Source organism: Helicobacter jaachi, from assembly GCF_000763135.2.
GTDB classification, from domain to species: domain Bacteria; phylum Campylobacterota; class Campylobacteria; order Campylobacterales; family Helicobacteraceae; genus Helicobacter_C; species Helicobacter_C jaachi.
Genome location: NZ_JRPR02000006.1, coordinates 89132 through 108733 on the forward strand (window position 1 = coordinate 89132; position 19602 = coordinate 108733).

The 19602-nt window shown below is 41.2% G+C and carries 19 protein-coding genes and 1 tRNA gene; 13 read left to right on the forward strand and 7 right to left on the reverse strand.

Translation table 11 applies throughout. The annotated features are described in order from the left end of the window. Positions 1-2 precede the first annotated feature (2 nt). Complete coding sequence (gap, locus tag LS71_RS07575; protein ID WP_034355708.1) at positions 3-1019, reverse strand: type I glyceraldehyde-3-phosphate dehydrogenase; 1017 nt, start codon at positions 1017-1019, stop codon at positions 3-5. A gap of 195 nt (positions 1020-1214) precedes the next feature. Here gap and LS71_RS07580 point away from each other — a divergent pair. Continuing rightward, positions 1215-1291, forward strand: a tRNA-Arg gene (locus tag LS71_RS07580). A 1-nt stretch (position 1292) separates the two neighbouring features. Here LS71_RS07580 and LS71_RS07585 read toward each other — a convergent pair. Next, positions 1293-3386, reverse strand: a complete 2094-nt coding sequence (locus LS71_RS07585; protein WP_034355706.1) for an RNA degradosome polyphosphate kinase — start codon at positions 3384-3386, stop codon at positions 1293-1295. A gap of 270 nt (positions 3387-3656) precedes the next feature. On the opposite strand from LS71_RS07585, the gene LS71_RS07590 reads away from it, so the two are divergent. The 7 genes from LS71_RS07590 (at position 3657) to motB (ending at position 9293) form a co-directional block, all read left to right on the forward strand. Continuing rightward, positions 3657-4178: a hypothetical protein gene (locus LS71_RS07590; RefSeq protein WP_034355703.1), complete on the forward strand. Its 522-nt coding sequence runs from the start codon at positions 3657-3659 to the stop codon at positions 4176-4178. Between the two features lie 87 nt (positions 4179-4265). Further along, positions 4266-6110 (forward strand): menaquinone biosynthesis decarboxylase, encoded by a 1845-nt coding sequence (locus LS71_RS07595; RefSeq protein ID WP_034355700.1) that lies wholly within the window; start codon positions 4266-4268, stop codon positions 6108-6110. A gap of 138 nt (positions 6111-6248) precedes the next feature. Further along, entirely contained in the window at positions 6249-6677 is a 429-nt protein-coding gene (gene rplM / locus LS71_RS07600; protein ID WP_034355698.1) for a 50S ribosomal protein L13, read from the forward strand. Positions 6678-6689: 12 nt separating this feature from the next. Next, positions 6690-7079, forward strand: coding sequence for a 30S ribosomal protein S9 (gene rpsI, locus LS71_RS07605; RefSeq protein ID WP_034355695.1), 390 nt, complete (start codon positions 6690-6692; stop codon positions 7077-7079). 7 nt (positions 7080-7086) lie between these two features. Next, complete coding sequence (locus tag LS71_RS07610; RefSeq protein WP_034355692.1) at positions 7087-7707, forward strand: MBL fold metallo-hydrolase; 621 nt, start codon at positions 7087-7089, stop codon at positions 7705-7707. 51 nt (positions 7708-7758) lie between these two features. Continuing rightward, entirely contained in the window at positions 7759-8529 is a 771-nt protein-coding gene (gene motA / locus LS71_RS07615; RefSeq protein WP_034355688.1) for a flagellar motor stator protein MotA, read from the forward strand. Between the two features lie 11 nt (positions 8530-8540). Further along, positions 8541-9293 carry a flagellar motor protein MotB gene (gene motB / locus LS71_RS07620; protein ID WP_034355685.1) on the forward strand — a complete coding sequence of 251 codons (753 nt, stop codon included), beginning with the start codon at positions 8541-8543 and terminating at the stop codon, positions 9291-9293. A 220-nt stretch (positions 9294-9513) separates the two neighbouring features. Here the strand turns inward: motB and acpS are convergent, their stop codons facing one another. The 4 genes from acpS to uvrB form a co-directional block, all read right to left on the reverse strand. Continuing rightward, a complete protein-coding gene (gene acpS, locus LS71_RS07625) occupies positions 9514-9924 on the reverse strand; it encodes a holo-ACP synthase (RefSeq protein ID WP_034357206.1) in 411 nt (136 codons plus the stop codon). A gap of 3 nt (positions 9925-9927) precedes the next feature. Continuing rightward, the gene (gene fliL / locus LS71_RS07630; protein WP_138109895.1) at positions 9928-10512 is read right to left on the reverse strand and encodes a flagellar basal body-associated protein FliL; all 585 of its coding nucleotides are present in this window, start codon (positions 10510-10512) and stop codon (positions 9928-9930) included. Position 10513: 1 nt separating this feature from the next. Beyond that, positions 10514-11092, reverse strand: coding sequence for a 16S rRNA (guanine(966)-N(2))-methyltransferase RsmD (rsmD, locus tag LS71_RS07635; RefSeq protein ID WP_034356603.1), 579 nt, complete (start codon positions 11090-11092; stop codon positions 10514-10516). Positions 11093-11180: 88 nt separating this feature from the next. Continuing rightward, positions 11181-13157, reverse strand: coding sequence for an excinuclease ABC subunit UvrB (uvrB, locus tag LS71_RS07640; protein ID WP_034356601.1), 1977 nt, complete (start codon positions 13155-13157; stop codon positions 11181-11183). Between the two features lie 79 nt (positions 13158-13236). Here uvrB and LS71_RS07645 point away from each other — a divergent pair, with 79 nt between their 5' ends. From LS71_RS07645 to LS71_RS07660, 4 genes are all read left to right on the forward strand, one after another. Continuing rightward, complete coding sequence (locus LS71_RS07645; protein WP_034356599.1) at positions 13237-13458, forward strand: hypothetical protein; 222 nt, start codon at positions 13237-13239, stop codon at positions 13456-13458. After that, entirely contained in the window at positions 13458-13724 is a 267-nt protein-coding gene (locus tag LS71_RS07650) for a hypothetical protein (RefSeq protein ID WP_034356597.1), read from the forward strand. The genes LS71_RS07645 and LS71_RS07650 overlap by 1 nt, the downstream gene beginning before the upstream one ends. 16 nt (positions 13725-13740) lie before the next feature. Continuing rightward, positions 13741-15627: a primosomal protein N' gene (locus LS71_RS07655; protein WP_034356594.1), complete on the forward strand. Its 1887-nt coding sequence runs from the start codon at positions 13741-13743 to the stop codon at positions 15625-15627. Positions 15628-15854: 227 nt separating this feature from the next. Continuing rightward, positions 15855-16322: a hypothetical protein gene (locus tag LS71_RS07660; RefSeq protein ID WP_052058186.1), complete on the forward strand. Its 468-nt coding sequence runs from the start codon at positions 15855-15857 to the stop codon at positions 16320-16322. Positions 16323-16474: 152 nt separating this feature from the next. On the opposite strand, the gene LS71_RS09830 is transcribed toward LS71_RS07660, so the two are convergent. Continuing rightward, positions 16475-18553, reverse strand: coding sequence for a methyl-accepting chemotaxis protein (locus LS71_RS09830; protein WP_034356591.1), 2079 nt, complete (start codon positions 18551-18553; stop codon positions 16475-16477). 355 nt (positions 18554-18908) lie between these two features. Here LS71_RS09830 and LS71_RS07670 point away from each other — a divergent pair, with 355 nt between their 5' ends. After that, a complete protein-coding gene (locus tag LS71_RS07670; protein ID WP_138109897.1) occupies positions 18909-19292 on the forward strand; it encodes a hypothetical protein in 384 nt (127 codons plus the stop codon). Positions 19293-19602: the final 310 nt, after the last annotated feature.

A 19602-nucleotide genomic window follows, 5' to 3' on the forward strand; every position in this document is an offset into this window, starting at 1 on the left:
CCTTACAAATCTTTACAAATATGCTCGCACATATCAATTAGTCGGTATGTGTAGCCCATCTCATTATCATACCACGCTAGAATCTTAGCTAGAGAGCCATTTGCCTCATTGTCAATCACCATGCACTTATCAGGCACGATAATGCTACTATATAAGAAGCCCACAAAGTCGCTTGAGACGCGCATTTCCTCATCAATGAGCAGTGAGCCTTTCAAGCTAGATTCTAAAATCTCGCCATTTGCCGCGTCCTCAAAGGCTTTTAACATAGAATCTTTATCCGTGCGCGTCTTAAGATTTACAGATAAATCAATAAGGCTTACATCAGGTGTAGGCACGCGAATGGCAATACCATTTAGCTTCCCGCTTAGATGCGGCATCACAAGCCCTATTGCTTTTGCCGCCCCAGTGCTAGTGGGTATCATATTAAGCGCTGCAGCGCGTGCGCGGCGCAAATCTTTGTGCTTAGTATCAAGCAAATTTTGGTCATTCGTGTAGCTATGAATGGTCGTCATTAAGCCATTTTCAATGCCAAAGACAGAATCTAGCACTTTCACAATGGGCGCTAGGGCATTTGTCGTGCATGAGGCATTTGAGATTATGCTCTCTCCAGCGTATTCCTTATGATTCACGCCATATACAAATGTGGGCGTATTATCGGCAGGGGCAGATATTATCACTCTTTTGACATTATTTTTTAGATGGACTTTTGATTTTTCTAGTGAGTTAAACTTGCCGGTGCATTCTATCACACACTCTGCCTCGCCAAAATCTAAATTTGCAGGGTCTCTATCGCTTAAGACTCTCACAGGCTTATTATTCATCTCTAGCGTATTGTCATTTATTTTTTTCACAAAGTCAAAGCCGCGATGCACGGAGTCATAATGCAATAAATGCACGAGTGTGTCAATTGGCATTGTGGTATTTATCGCTACTAATTCTAGGTCATCACTACAATCTAAAAGCCTAATCGCGCAAAGCCCAATTCTGCCTGTGCCATTTACTGCTACTTTTGTTGCCATATCCGCTCCTTATGGTAATTATTTACGGCTTGCTAAGGCTTAAATCCAAAGCAACCCTGTGCTTATAGAATCTAGATTCTATAAACTGCAATGTAATGGCAGGATTGTAGCACAAAAATATTTATCATTTATCTCTATGTTTTTCTGTGCTTGATTTCTAGGTTAAATGAGTGTAAAATACCCGACTATTTTAAAGTCCTCGTAGCTCAGCTGGATAGAGCACACGATTCCTAATCGTGAGGCCATGCGTTCAAATCGCATCGAGGACACCACCTAGCTTTCTTTAAGCATTCTTTTGGCAAGCTTTTTAGCTTTGCTCACTTCGTCGTTACGCACAGAATCTCCATAGATAGCATTCACATATTCTTCATAAGCAAGCTGTGAATTAAAGGGCTTTTGTGTATTTGAGACCTTTTGATACTCGCCATTACTTTGCAATTCATACATCTGCACATTATCATTAAGCTGCATTTGCAAAATCTCCATAAGCCGCTTGCTAATTTGTGGATTGAGGCTTGGAGTGAGCAGTTCTACACGTCTTTCAAGGTTTCTTGGCATAATATCTGCTGAAGCAAAATACACGCTCACACTATCGTGTTTAAAGTAGTATATTCTGGCATGCTCAAGGTATTTACCAACAATTGAATACACGCGGATATTTTCGCTCACACCCTTCACGCCCGGTCGCAGCGCACACACGCCACGCACGATTAAATCAACACTTACACCTGCCATAGAAGCCCTATACAGCGCGCGTATCACATCAACATCAACAAAAGCATTTGCTTTCATAATGATACGCCCTTCATTACCCATTTTGATTTCATTTTCAATGAGTTCTAAAATTTTAGGCTTAATTTGTGTAGGCGCCATAAATAAACAATCAAGCTTTGTGCGATATGATGAGCCAGTGGAGAGGCTATGAAAGAGCTTAATGGCGTCCTTTGCAAAGGCTTGATTGCAAGTTAAAAGCGATATATCAGTATAAATTTTTGCCGTGCTTGGATTGTAGTTACCTGTGCTTAAATGCACATATTCTTTAAGCGTGTTGCCAATTTTTTTAATCACTAGCGCAATTTTAGCATGCACTTTAAGTCCTGGCACGCCATAAATCACATGCGCGCCTGCAGATTCTAAAGAATGCGCCCAATGCAGATTATTCTCCTCATCAAATCGCGCCTTCAATTCCACAAGCGCGGTTACTTGCTTATTGTTTTCAGCCGCTTGAATAAGGGCTTTGACAATGGGTGAGTTTTTCCCCACGCGATAGAGCGTCATGCGGATTGAAAGCACATCAGGGTCTTTTGCTGCGCTTTGGATAAAATTCACCACAGAATCAAAGCTCTCATAAGGGTGGAATAGCACAATATCATGCCCCTCCATTGTGGCTAACACATCGCCATTTACTTGTAATGGTGGGAGGGTTTTAGGGTTAAATGGCGGTGTGGTGAGATGAGCATATGCCTTGCTTCCCACTAATTCCCACAATCCACTTAAATTAAGAGGAATATTATAAGTGTAAATATCTTTCACATCGACATTTAAATGAGAATTAATAAAATCAAGGAGGCTACTATCCTTATCCTCGCCTATTTCTAGCCGAACTACTTCGCCTTTTCTGCGCGTTTTTAAACCCTCGCTCATAATCTCAATAAAATCATCTGCCTCCTCCTCTTCAATCTCCATATCCGCGTTACGCGTGATTCTAAAAGGCACATAATTAATAATTTCATAATCTCCAAACAACTCATGGGCAAATTCACCCACAATATCCTCCACAGCCACAAAAATACCGCTCTCAATCTCCACAAATCGCGAAAGTAAGCGCGAAATCCTCACCATAGCAAATTTAATACTTCCATCTTGCAGGCTCTTTAAGCGCAATGCGATGGCAAAACTTAAATTATTTAAATGCGGAAAAGGGTGTGTAGAATCCACAACTACAGGCACAATCACAGGATAAAGATAATTAAGGAAATACTCACTTAACTGCTTTTTTTGCTCGCTATTTAATTGAGAAACGCGCTTAATATGCATACCTTCTTTGGCTAGCCCGCTTTGTATATCTTTAAAAGTCGCCTCAAGCACGCGCTTTTCTTTATCAAGGTATTCTCTTATACTCTTAAGCTGCTGCAGTGGCGTTAGCCTATCTGCGCCTACTTCGGTAATGCCGCTTGCATAAAGTCGCTTTAACCCTGCTACACGTATCATATAAAACTCATCAAGATTTGTGCCATAAATAGCTACAAATTTTAATCGCTCAAGCAGCGGAATATGCGTATTTTTCGCCTCATTTAGCACGCGCGTATTAAATTTAAGCCAAGATAGCTCGCGATTAAAATACAGCTTAGAATCATTGATAGTCATATTACCCCCTTATACGATAAGATTGTGTGAAATGCCGCGCAATTGTATGCCTTAAACTCGTCCTTAATTATCCCTAAGATAGGCTTGATTTTACCCCAAAATTAGCTTAAAAGCCTGCTTAAGAGATTTAATTTTTACAAAGTTTCTGCCATTGTGGCAAAATTGTTTCAATTTTTAAATCAGATTCTGTAATTTAGCCATCTTTTTGCATGGATAGTAAATAACATTTTGCTATAATGCCCTCCATTTTCACAAAAAAAGGAGATGATGATGAAAAAATACTTGCTTTCCCTGTTGTGCGCTGCAACGCTTGGCGCAAATGCGTATGCTGTGGGGCTTATGGGATTTGAAGTAAGCCCAGAAATTGGTCTTGCCGCAGGGCAGACAAAGGCTTCCACAAATGCAAACGATGTGACATTCACAGATTATGGTGCATTTGGGCGTATATGGCTTGGCGCACTTGATTTTGTGGTAGCTCCACAAGTCAAATATGACTTTAATCGCCATTCTGCTAGCGATACGACATTTAAAAACCTCCAATATGGTCTATCTGCAGGATTTAACATTGGGCTTATAATCGCACGCTTAACGCCTTATGTGGGAGTGAACTACTCAAGCTTTGATAAAAGTTTTAAAGACACCACTTCCTACAATGCAGGCCTAAAGCTCAAATTTGACCTTATTCCTATTTCTCTTGGCTTGCTTTACACTTATCAAAATCCAGAATTTAAGGTTGTTGATGAAAAGCAAAAAATGCAAAGCATTCAGGCACTCATTGGCTTGCATTTTTAAGCCCACACTTTTAATCTTTATTTAATATTTGCGCGCTAGATTCTGTAATTTATAGAATCTAGGCGATATCTTTGTCAAGGTATTTTTATGGCGTTAGATTCTCCCCAACTCATCGCATTTTTACAATCTCATAACGAACTTACTATCATTGATGAGCCACTTGATATTTACCTTGAAATCCCCCAACTTGCCTATATTGAGGTTAAAAAACCTACCAGCAAAGCCCTGCTTTTCACCCGCCCTATATGCAAAAAAAGTGGTAAAACATTTGATATTCCCGTGCTTATGAATGTTTTTGGCTCGCAAAAAAGGCTTGAACTTATCGTTAATAAACCCATTCCCTCCATAGCGCGCCATATACAGAATCTCCTCCAATTTAGCCCACCAAAGGGCATAAAACAAATATGGCATAAGCTTAAAGAGCTTTATGCGCTGCGCTCCGTATTTCCTAAATATAGTAAAAAAAGAGGACTTTGCCAAGAAATTATTTTTAAAGATGAGCATATTAATCTTTTTGATTTACCTATACTCACGACTTGGGAGCGCGATGGAGGGGCGTTTATCACTATGGGGCAAGTTTATACGCAAAATCTTCAAGGCACGCAAAAAAATCTAGGTATGTATCGCTTGCAAGTCTATGATGAGAAGCATTTGGGGTTGCATTGGCAGATTCATAAAGATTCTCAACATTTCTTTCATGAGTATAAACAGGCCAAACAAAAAATGCCTGTGAGCATCGCGCTAGGCGGAGACCCGCTATATATTTGGTGTGGGCAGGCTCCGCTGCCTTTAGGCATTTTTGAGCTTATGCTCTATGGCTTTATCCGCGAGCATAAGCCCTTGCTGTGCCAATGCGTTACTAATGGGCTTTTTGTGCCTTATGATGTGGATATTGTGATTGAGGGCTGGGTAGATACGGCGCAAATGCGCGATGAAGGACCTTTTGGCGACCATACTGGATTCTATACGCCCATTGAGCCATATCCTGTGCTTGAGGTGAGCGCTATTACGATGAGAAAAAAGCCTATTTTCCCCGCCACAATCGTTGGCAAGCCACCTTTAGAGGATAAATATATGGGCTATTTGACAGAGCGCGTGTTTTTACCGCTTTTGCAAACCACCGCACATGGTTTAATAGACTATCATATGCCTGAAAATGGCGTTTTTCACAATCTTATTTTTGCCAAAATTAAGCCAGAATATCCCTCACATAGCAAGCAGATTATGCATAATTTTTGGGGTGTGGGGCAAATGAGCTTTGTAAAGCATGCCATTTTTGTTGATGAGCATGCGCCGCATTTGGAGGATTATGAGGCTTTAGGTAATTATATTTTGGAGCGATTTTCACCGCGCAATGTGCTTATCACAGAGGGCATTTGCGATGCGCTAGACCACGCAAGCCCGCATTTTGCGCACGGAGGAAAACTCGGCATTGAAGCTATAGAAAAAGTGCATAAACCTACATTTAAAGCTCTTGATGATAATGCTTTATGGAATCTGCTTGCCCCACTTTGCCCGCAGGCTCGCGCACTTAAGCAATATTTTGCTCACAGCATTAATCCTATTTGCATTGTTAGTATAAACAAACAAGGTAATGTCTTTAGTGCGCTTAATGCTCATTTGAGCGCGTTTGAGGCGCTAAAAGACTGCCTTAGTATTATTATCTTTGTTGATTCGCATAAAAATAATCTAGATAATCCCTATATGCTCACTTGGCGCATTGTGAATAATATCGATGCTAAACGCGATGTGCTTATCACGCCTCATCTAATATTTATTGATGCAACGGATAAAGGCGCTTGTGATGGGCATTTGCGCGAATGGCCACTTGATACAAACTGCACAGAATCTGTCATTGCCACACTGCGCGAAAAAGGCTTGCTTCAGGGCGTAGATTCTGTATTTTTGGAACGATTTGGGATTTTGCATTGAAATTTGGGTATCTATACAGAATCTACTCGCAAAAATGATGAAATTAAATTTAAATATAACTTAAATTCAGTGTATCTTAAGAAATTAGATTCTATAATCGCGGCTTTCAAATTTAGAATCTTCGTTCAAGGAAACGCAATGGAAATGACAAAAATAGCAACGCAAAATGACATCAATCGTCAATGGGTTGTGCTTGATGCTAAAGATAAGGTGTTTGGGCGTCTTATCACCGAAGTGGCTACACTTTTGCGCGGCAAGCATAAGCCCTGCTTTACACCGCATATTGACTGCGGGGACTTTGTGGTGATTATAAATGCTACAAGTGTGAAATTTACAGGCTCAAAGCTTGATGATAAAGAATATTTCACGCATTCAGGCTATTTTGGCAGCACAAAAAGTAAAACGCTGCAAGATATGCTAGAAAACAATCCAGAAAAGCTCTATCATCTAGCCGTGCGCGGAATGCTTCCTAAAAATAAGCTTGGGCGCGCTATGCTTAAAAAGCTTAAAGTTTATCGTGGCAGCGAGCACCCACATAACGCTCAAATTGCTAAAAATTCTAAGTAATAAAGGTATCTTATGGCAAAAGTTTATGCAACAGGAAAGAGAAAAACAGCAGTCGCAAAGGTTTGGCTAAGTTCGGGCAGCGGTAAGCTCACTATCAATGGACAAACGCTCAATGAATGGCTAGGCGGGCATGAGGCTATTAAAATGAAGGTTATGCAGCCGCTTATCCTCACGCAACAAGAAAAGTCTGTGGATATTCGCGCTGTAACGCTTGGTGGTGGATATTCTGCTCAAGCTGAAGCCTTAAGGCATGGTATTTCAAAGGCACTTAATAGCTATGATATTGCATTTAGGGCTATTCTTAAACCAAAAGGGCTTTTAACTCGCGATTCACGCGTGGTTGAGCGTAAAAAATATGGTAAAAGAAAGGCACGCCGCAGCCCGCAATTCTCAAAGAGGTAATATCGCTGTGGATATTCTCTCTCAAAGCTTTGGCGAATATCAAACAAATTGCTATATTTGCAAACTGCCTCAAGGAGAGATTGTCATCGATGCGGGTATGGGTGCGTATGAGTGGGTTATAGAATCTGCTCCTAAGCCCCTTGCCTTTCTTAATACACATGGGCATTTTGACCACATTTGGAGTAATGCCGCGCTCAAATCCCACTTCCCTACCATACCGCTTGTATGTCCCTCACTTGATGCGTTTATGTTAGAATCTGATTGCTTTCATACAGGCATTACGCCTAGCAAACCAGATATTCTTACACAATGCAACAAAAATGCGCAAACACTCAACTTTAATGGCGTAGAGGTAACCTTTTGGCATTTTCCCGGGCATACGCCGGGCTGCTCTATTGTAGAGATTGAGGGGGAAATTTTTAGCGGAGATTTTATCTTTTATCGCTCTATTGGGCGTAGTGATTTCCCCTATTCTAGCGTGGCTGATATGAAAAACTCGCTTGAGCGATTTAGAGCGCTCCCTAGTGAAACAAATAAACCAATTCACCCTGGCCATGGTATTTCAACAAACCTGCTTGATGAGCAGCACAATGCGACATTATGGATAACATACTTAAACGAAGGCTAGGAATATTTTTTGCTTTTTTCATATAAATAATCTACATATAAAGAGGTGCTTATGGATTTAACGACCATCTTAGGGCTACTAGGAGCGATTGCAAGTCTCTCAATAGGCGACTTTTTGGAGGGTGGTAACCCCATACACCTTATCCACATAAGCTCACTTATCATCATTATCCCCACAGCCTTTTGCGCGGCTATGTCAAGCACGCATGGCACACATGTTAAGGGCGCATTGAAAGAGTTAAAACTTGTTTTTGGTGGGAGCAAAGTCAATTTGAATGAAACCATACGCACGATTGTGGAGCTATCCACACTTGCTAGAAAAGATGGTGTGCTATCACTTGAGGGCAAAGCAGCTCAGATTGAAGATGATTTTTTGCGTCAAGCACTCTCAATGATTATCGATGGGCGTGATGCAAGCGCAGTGCGCGAAGATATGGAGGTGCAAATAGAATCTTTGGAGGAGTATTATCATGGCTCGGCGCATTTTTGGGTAACCTATGCTGAGACTTGCCCTACAATGGGACTTGTGGGTGCGGTTATGGGGCTTATGCTCGCCTTACAGCTCCTTGATGACCCAAAGGCTATGGCAGCGGGGATTGCAGGTGCATTTACCGCTACTGTTACGGGGATTTTCTGCTCATATGCGCTCTTTGGACCTTGGGGACATAAAATGATTTCTAAAAGTAAAGATGTGCTAAGAGAGCGCACGGTGATATTAGAGGGCGTTGTGGGCATTGCAAATGGCGATAACCCGCGCAATCTCGAGGAAAAGTTGCTTGGATTTATCCCACCGGGCGAACCTAAAATCTCACAATTTGAATAAAGAGTATCACAATGGCTAAAAAGAAAAAATGCCCAGAATGTCCAGCAGGGGAAAAGTGGGCTGTCCCTTATGCGGACTTTCTCTCTTTGCTTTTGGCGTTATTTATCGCATTGTGGGCGATTTCATCAACAAGCCAAGCAGATTCTGAAGCGCTTAAAACCGAGTTTGTCAAAATTTTTGACTTCACACTCACCACGCCTCTCCCCTCAAATGAAGAGGACATTAATGAAAATGAAGTAGAAAATGAAAGCGGCGCATCAAGTCAAGTTTCATCAGTAACCACAGCCGAAATCCAAAAAATGGCGGAGGAAGGCGGCATTTTGGAGCAAATGGAAATGGGTATGTCACTGCGATTGCCCTCAAATTTATTCTTTGAAGCTGGCAGCGCAGAGATTGAAAATAGCGATGTGTATTTGTATTTGCAGCGTATGAGCGCGATTATTAAAAAACTGCCCGAGTATGTTAAAATCGATGTGCGCGGCTATACTGATAATTCCCCATTGCCTGTAGGCTCGCGCTATAAGGACAATTATGAGCTTTCATCGGCGCGAAGTTTAAGTGTGATGAAAAATCTTATTAAAAATGGTATTTCGCCTGAACGCATTTCATTTTCCGGCTATGGCGAGCATCAAGCTGTCGCGCCTAATGACACTGCCATTAATCGCGCAAAAAATAATCGTGTGGAAATATTTTTCTTTGTCGACCCAAAAGATGCTCCAGCCACACAATCAATCTTAGAGGAGACCTTACAAAAGCAGCAGTAGCGCGACTTTAGCCTTTAGGTGTGTGTATATTTATAGAATCTAACCTCAAAAAATAAGTTGATAGATGCTTAAAGCAGCTATAACTTTATACTTTAGGCGTTTGAGGGCAATTCACTTGCCAGCAAACAAGACCGTGCGGCTTTTGTGCTAGCAAAAGCAACAGCGCGGAATTATAGAATCTAGGCTTGCGATGAATACGCTAGATTCTATAATATACACACTAAAGCGCAATTACTGCAGCGATGGCAAATCCCCCATCGTGGCTTATGCTTAGAGCGAGCCTGTTGATATGAAAAGCTTGCATTTTACTATCTGCGATATGTATTTGCGGGGCATTTTTGGCATTTTTACTAATGTATATATCTAAGAATGCTAGTTCCTTGCTAATTCCCACGCCCAGTGCCTTAGCGCAAGCCTCTTTTGCTGCCCAAAATCCCGCCACGCGCGGAATATTATAGCAGCTATCAAAAGATTGGCAAGCCATATTTGCAGATGATACATTTGTGGCATTTGCATCACGCTTGCAAAGGGCTATCTCATCTGTATTTAAGAATCTAGCTAGAGCTAGCTCCCCAAATTTATTGATAAAAGCCTGCATACGCGCAATGGCAATAATATCAATGCCTATCAAGCCCTAGCTCACCACAAATGCGACAAAAAATACATCACTCACTTTGCCATCGACTAAAAATTCATTGATACGCTTCACAATTTCATCTTTTACGCGGTTTTTACCCTTTGCAGTGGCGACATCTTCGATAGATTTTGAAGAGAGAATCTCAATAATTGTATCCTTAAGCATAGGCAGCTTTTTGTCAAGCTCGGCTTTTGTAGCATTTGCCTTTGCCTCATCTTTATCAAGCTCAAACTGCATGCTTGTTTTAAGATAACGCTTGCCCGTTTGTGTCATGAGATTTACAGTTATATCAATAGGTCCCTCCACAGGATAGATAAGACCGGGTGAAAATTTATCCGTGCTGCGCACAGAAACCGTATTACCAACGATAATCTTAGCCGCCTGCTGTGAGGGGGTAGCCTGCTCTTGCGCTTGTGGAGCGGGAGCAGCGTGTGCTTCTTCATCGCCTCCGCTCATCATCATAGCCACTACTATGCCCACCAAAATAAGCAGCACCACCACAATGCCAATCACAACAAACAAAATTGCCTTGTTTTTTTTCTCGCTGCCCTTTTCTGCGGCTGCTTTTTCTTCTTCTGCCATTTTAATCCTTTAGTGTGTAGTAAGTTAGCGTGCTTTTGCCAAACTGACGCATTTTAAGCTTTGTATATGCTCCTATAATGTCGGGCATATTATACTCGCTCCAATGTTCAAAAACAATAAAATACGCACTTTCTTGCAATTTTTCTATCATCACAAAAAGCCGCTCATAAATATCATTCATACCCTCCCTTGTGCAAAAAGGCGGGTCAAGGTATAAAATAATGTGTTGAGCTGCCCATTTTTGAAAGCTTTGTGTGAAAAAATCGGCATTGTAGGCAGAAAATTTTAATGTAGGCACTCTTTTTTGTGCCAAAGCAAGATTCTGGGACAGAATATGATAGGCTTTTTTATTTATTTCATAAAATACTGCCTCTTTTGCCCCGCGTGAGAGGGCTTCAATGCCCATTGAGCCACAGCCGCCAAAGCCCTCGATAAACACACTATCTACAATGCTCGCTCCCATTGTGTTGAAAAATGATTCTCTTACAATGGACTTTGTAGGACGCGTGCTTATTTGATTATCCCACATAAGCCGGAGATGCTTTAACATACCTGCGTGAATGTGAAACTTTGCGCTCATTTATTTTCCCAACCTATTTTTTTCACATTTATAGAATCTAGCCATACAAAATCTCGCCATTTTATCTTTAAGCATTTAAATCAAAGCCTCACATGCGGCGGATTTTAGCAATCTCATCTCTTAAGCGCGCAGCCTCCTCAAATTCCAGAGCTTTAGCAGCCTTGTGCATTTTTGCACTTAACTCTTTAATAATATTTTCGCGCTCACTTTTTGGAATTTTGTGGCTGCCCTTTTCATAAAGCCTTGATAAGCCGCTAGATTCTATCTTTAGCTCTTGCTCAAGGCTTCTTTGCACAGATTTTGGCGTGATGTGATGAATGCGGTTAAATTCCTCTTGCTTAGCGCGCCGATAATCAGTAATGTCAAAAGCGCGCTGCATAGAGTTGGTAATTTTTTTAGCATACAAAATCACTTTTCCCTCAACATTACGCGCCGCGCGCCCCATGGTTTGTATGAGGCTTGTCTCACTTCTTAAAAAGCCCTCTTTATCCGCGTCCATAATGGCAATTAAGCTCACTTCTGGCAAATCTAGCCCCTCTCGCAAAAGATTAATACCAATAAGCACATCAAATTCCCCCAAACGCAAAGAGCGTATGAGATGATTGCGCTCAATGGCGTCAATATCACTATGCATATAGCGCACTTTAATGCCAAGCTCTGCATAATATTTGCTTAATTCCTCTGCCATTTTTTTAGTAAGCGTAGTAATTAGCACACGCTGATTTTTTTTAATCCTAGCCTTAATCTCATCATACAAATCAAGCACTTGCTTATCAGAATCTCGCACTTCATAAAGTGGGTCAAGCAATCCTGTAGGACGAATGATTTGCTCTGCTATGTGATTTTTGCTTAATTCTAGCTCTTTTTCTGCCGGTGTGGCGGAAACAAATAAAAAATGTGGGGCTTTTACGATAAATTCATCAAAGCGCAAAGGACGATTATCAAGCGCGCTAGGCAGTCTAAAGCCATATTCTACAAGCACTTCTTTGCGGCTTCTATCGCCTGCATACATACCACCAAACTGCGGCAAGCTCACATGGCTTTCATCAACGATAATAAGATAAGGCTTGCCCTTTTGCTCAAAATAATCTAAAAGCGAATAAGGCGTCTCCCCAGCTGCCTTGCCTGTGAGGTGACGCGCGTAGTTTTCAATGCCTTTGCAAATCCCAGATTCTCTAATCATTTCTAAATCAAACTCTGTGCGCCCTTTGAGACGTTGATATTCAATGAGTTTTTGCTCTTTTTCAAACTCTGCTAAACGCTCTTCAAGTTCAGATTCTATGTTATGCAGGGCTGTTTTTAGCCGATTAGCACTTACAATAAATTGATTTGCAGCATAAAGCACAAAAGATTGCAAATTTGCCAAATGCGTGCGCTCTAGCGCGTCAAATGCACCAATACGCTCAATCTCATCGCCAAAAAATTCTATACGAATAAACTCGCTTTCATTATAAGCAGGAAATATATCAATCACTTCTCCATTGACACGAAAATTGCCGCGCTCAAAGATATTATCATTGCGCGTATAGCCCATATCGACAAGCTTAAGTAAAAGCGCTTTGTGATTATATGCCTGCCCTACTTCTAGCTTTTCTATCATGGTGAGATATTCTTTAGGATTGCCAAGACCATAATTTGCCGATACACTTGCTACTACAATCACATCATCATACGCTAAAAGCGAAGTAGTCGCGCTTAGACGCAGACGCTCTAAATCCTCATTAATGCTCGAATCTTTTTCTATAAACAAATCTCTGCGTGGGATATAAGCCTCTGGCTGATAATAATCAAAGTGTGAAATGAAATACTCCACATGATTTTTAGGAAAAAATGCGCGAAACTCGCTATAAAGCTGCGCGGCTAGGGTTTTATTATGTGTCATAATGAGTGTGGGGATATTAAGCTTAGCAATAATATTTGCCATAGTGTAGGTTTTGCCACTGCCTGTAACGCCAATAAGCGTGCTGTATTTTGCTCCTTGCGTGATGTATTGGGTGATTTTCTCAATAGCTTGGGGTTGGTCGCCTGCTGGTTGATATTGAGAATCTAGGATAAAATTTGACATTTTTTAGCTCGCTCCTTGTAGATTGTGGCAGATTTTGTGTTAGAATTATACTTTATTTTCGCAACCAAAGGATTGTAAGATGAGTAGCGTTATGGATAAACTCTCCCAAAAAATTGAAGAAATGTTATTAAAAATCGCCACACAAAAAGAAGAAATAGAATCTCTCCACCTTGAAATCTCATCGCTCAAAGCACAAAATGAAGCCAAAGATAGCCAAATTTCTAATTTGTATGAGGAAATTGCTGCCAAAGATAGAGGTTTTGAAAATCTCTTTGCCAAAATTGATGAGGGCTTAAAATAATGCCCCAAGATAGCCTGCAAGACAATCTTGAAATCGCCCTAAATGGCAAGCGCTACACGATTTCACTTGAGCCTTTGCATGCTGAAGTGAAAAACGAATTAAGGGCAGTATTTACTAAAGAAGTAGAGCCTATCACGCTTTTAAAGCTCTACATCACCAAAGCACAAGAATACGCCCTCATCTGCCAATCCCTTGAAAGGCTTTATGCAAGCCTTGAAAACATCGACACGCCTACTTCACATATTCATATTCAAGCGATGAGCTAAAGGCGTATTTAAGGCGATGTATTACTATCTCATCGCGCCACTTGGGCTAAAGTCCCCGCCGCTTACCTATGAATGCAAGCAGGCGTGTGAAAAAGATGAGATTTGTAGCATTAGCGTGCGTAATAAGCCCTATCTTGGCATTATTATTAAAAGCCTCAAAAAGCCTGCTTTCGACTGCAAGGTCGCGCAAAAAAGCCCATTTTATTTTTTAAAATTTCAAAAAATACTTGCCACATTTATCGCGCAATATTACTGTGCAACACTTGGTGAAAGCTATGGGCTTTTCACTCCAAAAGAAGGTGAGAATCTAAGCCCTAAGCCTTTGCAGCTTAAGCCACTAAAAGCCCTTAGCACAGAGCAGGAAGAAGCTTTTAGATTCTTAAAATCACAAAAAAATGCGCTCTTATTTGGCGATACGGGCAGTGGGAAAACAGAAATTTATATTCATCTCATCATACACGCGCTTGCTCAAGGCAAAAATGCGCTATTTCTTATGCCTGAAATCTCGCTCACTCCGCAGATAGAATCTCGCTTAAAAGCCGTCTTTGGCGATATGGTGGGCATTTGGCATAGTAAAATTACCGCTCCCAAAAAAAGGCAGATTCTAAGCGCGCTTACTCAAGGCACTATACGCATAATCGCAGGGGCTAGGAGCGCGCTATTTTTGCCTATAGAGAATCTAGGGTTAATCATTGTTGATGAAGAGCATGATGATGCGTATAAATCACAAAGCGCGCCCCGCTATCAAGCGCGCGATATAGCGCTCTACCTTAGCACAAAGCTTGATATTCAAGTGATTTTAGGTTCAGCCACGCCTTCGCTTACAAGCTACTATCACGCCACAAAAAAAGCAAACATGCATCGCTTGAGGGGACAATATTTTAACGCACAAAAACATATTATTTTTAGCCCAGAATCTAGCATATCTACAGAATCTAGCCCCCTTGATGAAGCCCTGCTAACACAGATTCAAAAAACGCTTGCACAAAAACAGCAGGCTATTATTTTTCTGCCCACGCGCGCGCATTATAAAATGCTTGTATGCAGTGCTTGCGGCAATGGCGTAGAATGCGCATTCTGCTCTGTCAATATGTCCTTACATCTTGATAAAAACGCTCTCATTTGCCACTACTGCCATTGGAGCAAGCCCATTCCCACAGCCTGCCCACACTGCCATAATCCCACACTGCATTCTTATCGCATAGGCACAGCGCAAGTAGCCAAAGCTCTGCAAGAAGCCCTTCCACAAGCAAAAATCGCCCTTTTTGATAGGGATAATATCACCACGCATAAAAAACTCACGACCACGCTTGAAGCCTTTAATAATGGCGAAATTGATGTGCTTGTAGGCACGCAAATGCTAAGCAAAGGGCATGATTATCATCGTGTAAATCTAGCTGTTGTGCTAGGCATTGATTATGTGCTAAAAAGTAGCGATTATCGCTGCAATGAGCGTGCGCTAAGCCTTTTGTATCAAATTGCTGGACGCGCTGGGCGCAAATATGATGGATATGTGTATATTCAAAGCGCTAATGGTGCATTTTTGCAGCCATTTATGGGGGATTATGAGGATTTTTTGCGCGCAGAGCTAAATACGCGCCCGCATATTTATCCACCACATCAAAGGCTTGCTACGCTTACATTCGCGCATAAGATAGAATCTAAAGCCAAAGACGCGCTAGAAAAAGTCCATAAAATTCTTAAACATCACAACGCCAAAGAAGTGGAGATAGTGGGCGATAGCAAGGCTTTGCTTGAGCGGTTGCATGATAAATATCGCTTTGTGCTTTTACTGCGCTCACCCTCCACGCGCGCGCTTTTGGAGGCTATACATTTTGTATTATCAAAACTTAGCGCACGAGATATTTGTGAGATAGACATTGACCCTTTGAGTATTTTATAGATTCTATAAATTATAGAATCTAGCCTTAAAAAACAAGTTGATAGATGCTTTAAGCAGCTATAACTTTATACTTTGAGGGCTCGCAGGGCAATTCATTTGCCCGAAAACAAGACCGCGCGGCTTTTTATAAAAAAGCAAGAGCGTGGGAATTATAGAATCTAGCCCACATTAAGGCACGCGCAAAAGAGCATTAGCTATAATGGCACAAATCCTATAAAGGAGCAGCGATGAAAGTGGCTATTGATTGCGTATCACCTTTAGTGCAGAGCAGTTTGAATGCTTTTTTGAAACACTATCTTGCAAGCCAAGAAGAATGCGATTTTATTATCACCGATGATATGCAGAAAGTAAGCCAAAAGCCTCTGTGCTTTGTGGGCGATGATGAGTGCTGCCATATTCATAAGCCTTTTACACAAAAAAGCCTATTAAAGGATATACAAGCTTTTTATGAGCAGCATTTGGATAAGTTTGCCACTCCGCATGAGTCTATTACTTTGCATGAGACTGCTACTTTAAATGAGCTTGCTACGCAAGATACAGAATCTAGCCTATCTGCGCTTAAAGCATTTGAGCCGCCTATGTCTGCGCCGCAATATCCACATGATGATTTAGAAGATAAAATCCAAGCCCTTTGCGAGCAGTCTGCCAAAGAGCTTGCCCATAAAATTATGACACTGCTCAAACATCAATCTTAAAGACTAGATTCCTTACAGATATAGAATCTAGCACATAAAAACACGAGGTTTATGAGTTGTAAGCTTGAGTGATGAAAGTTGATAATAGTTGATAATCGCAGTAAGCCCCAATGTGCATAAACGCACAGCAGGGCGATAGAAGCATTTACAAATTAAAATTTCTTTTTATTCACATCTTCTAAGATTTGCGCAGCGACACCATCTACAGAGCTGCTTATCTCTTTTGAGTGGTTGGCTATATCGACATTTTGTTGCGTTAGGCTCTCAAGCTGTGAAATTGCCTCATTGATTTGCCCAATGCCTGCCGCTTGCTCTTTAATAGATTCTGCCATATCATTAATAGACTGCACAAGCACATTTGTATTAGCCTCGATTTCCCCAAGGCTTTTTTGTGTGCGCTCTGCAAGCTTTCGCACCTCATCAGCAACAACGGCAAAGCCTCGCCCATGCTCACCCGCGCGCGCGGCTTCAATAGCGGCATTTAAAGCTAGCAAGTTGGTTTGGTCTGCTATATCTCGAATAATGCCAATGACATTTTTAATATCTTCGCTTTGTTGGATAACCTCATTTGTCCTACCGCTCACGCTTTGCATAGAGCTTGTGATTTCCTCCACAGCAGTGGCAGTTTGCTCTAGATTTGATGCTTGCGTGTTGGTAGATTCTGTAAGTGTTTGCACAGCTTGCTCTAACTCTTTTGATTTGCTCTCCAAATCTTTAGCAAAACTCGCCGAAGTGTTAAGCATATTTCTTATCTCTTCGCCTAGCGTGTTTGTAACCACTTCCACCCTACCTTGAGCGTCTTTAACCTCTGTGGTAAAATCTAGCTTTGTGTAAGAGTTAAACACCCTCGCAATCTCATTAGTATCGCTTCCTATTTTGTGCTGCAAATCATCTAGCATTCTATTAAGCACTTCTTTGAGCTGCACTAGCTGCGGATTAGCAGGCATAGCGGTAATACGCGCAGTCAAGTCACCACTTTCAATAGCTTGAGCTGTTTGAGCTGATTGCTCAATAGCTTTAGTATCTTGCTCAAGGGCTTGGCGTGTTTTCTCAATATTATCATTGACCGCCTTTGCCATTGAGCCAATTTCATCTTTTGCTTTTGGGTGGACAAGCTTTGGCGGCGTGTTTGTCTCGTGATTAAGATATTTAAAGAACGCAAAAAGCACGCTTTGCACTGTGTGAAGACGCATGGTAATATTACTCCTAATCACCCACCATACGACAATGCACACAAGTAAAATAGCTACAATGCTACCAAAAATCATATAATTACGCACCGATATAACAGGCGCAAAAATGCTCTCTTCTGGTGCAGTTACAATCACAGACCAATACACACCATCGACCACATCAAACATCGCTGTAGCAGTATAGCTTAGGTTGCCCTCTAGATTCTTATACTGCACAATAGTTTCTTGTCTTTTTTCAATGGCTTCTTTGAGAGCAAGCGCGGAGCTGTCCTTATTTGCCTCTGTGAGTGGCATACCAATAAACTCAGCTTTAGGGTGGCTAATAAGCACCGCATCTGAAGTTAATAAACCACGATAGTCATTCTCAAACACTTGCAGCCTCTTTGCGTTATTAACAATATCGCTCAATTCATCTACATCAAGCAAAATCCCAACCACACCAGCAACAGCACCTTTATTATCAAGTAAAGGCATATTAATACTAAGCACCCTTGCTTCTGTGCCAGCTAGCTTTATCTTTCTAGGATTGCCCACAGACATTTTTCCTGTCTTTAGCGCTTCTTGCAAGCCTTTAAGCTCAAAAAGCGCGGGGTCTGGTTTCACAATCTGCACACCACCTTTAGCATTTGGCGTAGTATCATGACCAAGCATGAGGATATCATTGCCTAATTGATACTTGCTAGATTGCGCGTTTTTAATATACACATAGCCAAAAATACCTAGCGTGTTCTCATCAAGCATATCTGATAAGATATTCTCCGATAAAGAACTATATGAACTCACTTGCTCAAGGCGGATTAAATCTTGAATTTCAGTCGCAGATAAAGCCACCGATACGCGGGACTCCATCATGTAGCCTTGTATCAAGTTACTCACGCGCTTAGATGTGTTGAGTAGGATTTTCTTTGATTCTTCTGCGAGAACACCTGAAGTGTAAGAATTCACAAAAGAAATAAGCCCAATCAGGCACACAATAACTGCCGAAATGACAAAAATCACAACTTTTGTCCCAATTTTAAGCGAAGAGAAATAATGCATAATTTTCCTCCTAGAAGAGATATTTTAGATGGAGCAAAGTGGCTGCTAGCCATTGCCTTAAGCTACCTTTGTGCCAAATTCCCAAAAATTAAGGTATTTTAAGGATACTTTAGACATCAAAAAACGAGTGGAATTCTATCACAATAAATGTATAAAACGAATATAATGAAAATACAAAATTTTAAAAAATCAAAATAAAATCTATAAAAGTAACAATAATGCAAAGTAATTTTATATAATTTATCCATGCTTTACTTATAATTAAAGGAAATATTACTTAAAATTATCAAAATATAAATTTTATATAAAATTTGAGTATGGAAATCCTGCGGTGTTGTATGGTTACTTGTGAAATATGCTAGATTCTATAATTCCACATTGTGTCAAGTGGCTTTCTCAAATCGCCCAATACACGCGCGCACTATCCAAAAAATCAAAACCATTTTTGAGCAAAAGACACGCTTTTGGACACACAGACACACTTCACATCGTTGTTAAAAAACATAAGCCACCAGCCCGCGCACAAGCACGAGCCGCGCCATTAGAGCAGCCTGCGCACCAAACACACGCAAAGCCCAAAGTCGCAGCGCAAAGCCAAGCAAAGCCCAGCCTGCAAGCTAGCAGCTTAAAAGTGCAGAAATTCTACACTTTTTTTGCATTTTTTGCAAATTTCTCGCACGCACGCGCTACAGGTAATTTTACGCCAATCCACAGCTACAAAACCACACGCCCTGCATAAAATGCGCAAAAATCAAAACGCGCAAATTTTGCTAAAAGCACAGCCCTAAACGACACAATCAAAGCGCCAAGACAGCCTGCACTGCGCATACAAAAGCGCAAATAAATCCATACGCAAATAAGCTAAAGCAAAGATATTTTTGCACTTTTGCACTGCAATTTTTTCTAGAAATTTTCGCCAAGCGTGCAATTTTGCCACAAAATCCCGCGCATAAATCAATCTAGCAGCCATTTTCCTAAACCCCAAAGCAGCCACCAAAGCCGCTCCTCAAAAATGTGGCGGGGGATTGCGCATTCCCAAAATGTGGGCG

Excerpts from the sequence above, each read along its gene's own strand:
- gap (WP_034355708.1), bottom strand. The coding sequence starts at position 1,019 with ATGGCAACAAAAGTAGCAGTAAATGGCACAGGCAGAATTGGGCTTTGC.
- LS71_RS07585 (WP_034355706.1), bottom strand. The coding sequence starts at position 3,386 with ATGACTATCAATGATTCTAAGCTGTATTTTAATCGCGAGCTATCTTGG.
- LS71_RS07590 (WP_034355703.1), top strand. The coding sequence starts at position 3,657 with ATGAAAAAATACTTGCTTTCCCTGTTGTGCGCTGCAACGCTTGGCGCA.
- LS71_RS07595 (WP_034355700.1), top strand. The coding sequence starts at position 4,266 with ATGGCGTTAGATTCTCCCCAACTCATCGCATTTTTACAATCTCATAAC.
- rplM (WP_034355698.1), top strand. The coding sequence starts at position 6,249 with ATGGAAATGACAAAAATAGCAACGCAAAATGACATCAATCGTCAATGG.
- rpsI (WP_034355695.1), top strand. The coding sequence starts at position 6,690 with ATGGCAAAAGTTTATGCAACAGGAAAGAGAAAAACAGCAGTCGCAAAG.
- motA (WP_034355688.1), top strand. The coding sequence starts at position 7,759 with ATGGATTTAACGACCATCTTAGGGCTACTAGGAGCGATTGCAAGTCTC.
- motB (WP_034355685.1), top strand. The coding sequence starts at position 8,541 with ATGGCTAAAAAGAAAAAATGCCCAGAATGTCCAGCAGGGGAAAAGTGG.
- fliL (WP_138109895.1), bottom strand. The coding sequence starts at position 10,512 with ATGGCAGAAGAAGAAAAAGCAGCCGCAGAAAAGGGCAGCGAGAAAAAA.
- rsmD (WP_034356603.1), bottom strand. The coding sequence starts at position 11,092 with ATGAGCGCAAAGTTTCACATTCACGCAGGTATGTTAAAGCATCTCCGG.
- uvrB (WP_034356601.1), bottom strand. The coding sequence starts at position 13,157 with ATGTCAAATTTTATCCTAGATTCTCAATATCAACCAGCAGGCGACCAA.
- LS71_RS07645 (WP_034356599.1), top strand. The coding sequence starts at position 13,237 with ATGAGTAGCGTTATGGATAAACTCTCCCAAAAAATTGAAGAAATGTTA.
- LS71_RS07650 (WP_034356597.1), top strand. The coding sequence starts at position 13,458 with ATGCCCCAAGATAGCCTGCAAGACAATCTTGAAATCGCCCTAAATGGC.
- LS71_RS07655 (WP_034356594.1), top strand. The coding sequence starts at position 13,741 with ATGTATTACTATCTCATCGCGCCACTTGGGCTAAAGTCCCCGCCGCTT.
- LS71_RS07660 (WP_052058186.1), top strand. The coding sequence starts at position 15,855 with ATGAAAGTGGCTATTGATTGCGTATCACCTTTAGTGCAGAGCAGTTTG.
- LS71_RS09830 (WP_034356591.1), bottom strand. The coding sequence starts at position 18,553 with ATGCATTATTTCTCTTCGCTTAAAATTGGGACAAAAGTTGTGATTTTT.
- LS71_RS07670 (WP_138109897.1), top strand. The coding sequence starts at position 18,909 with ATGCTAGATTCTATAATTCCACATTGTGTCAAGTGGCTTTCTCAAATC.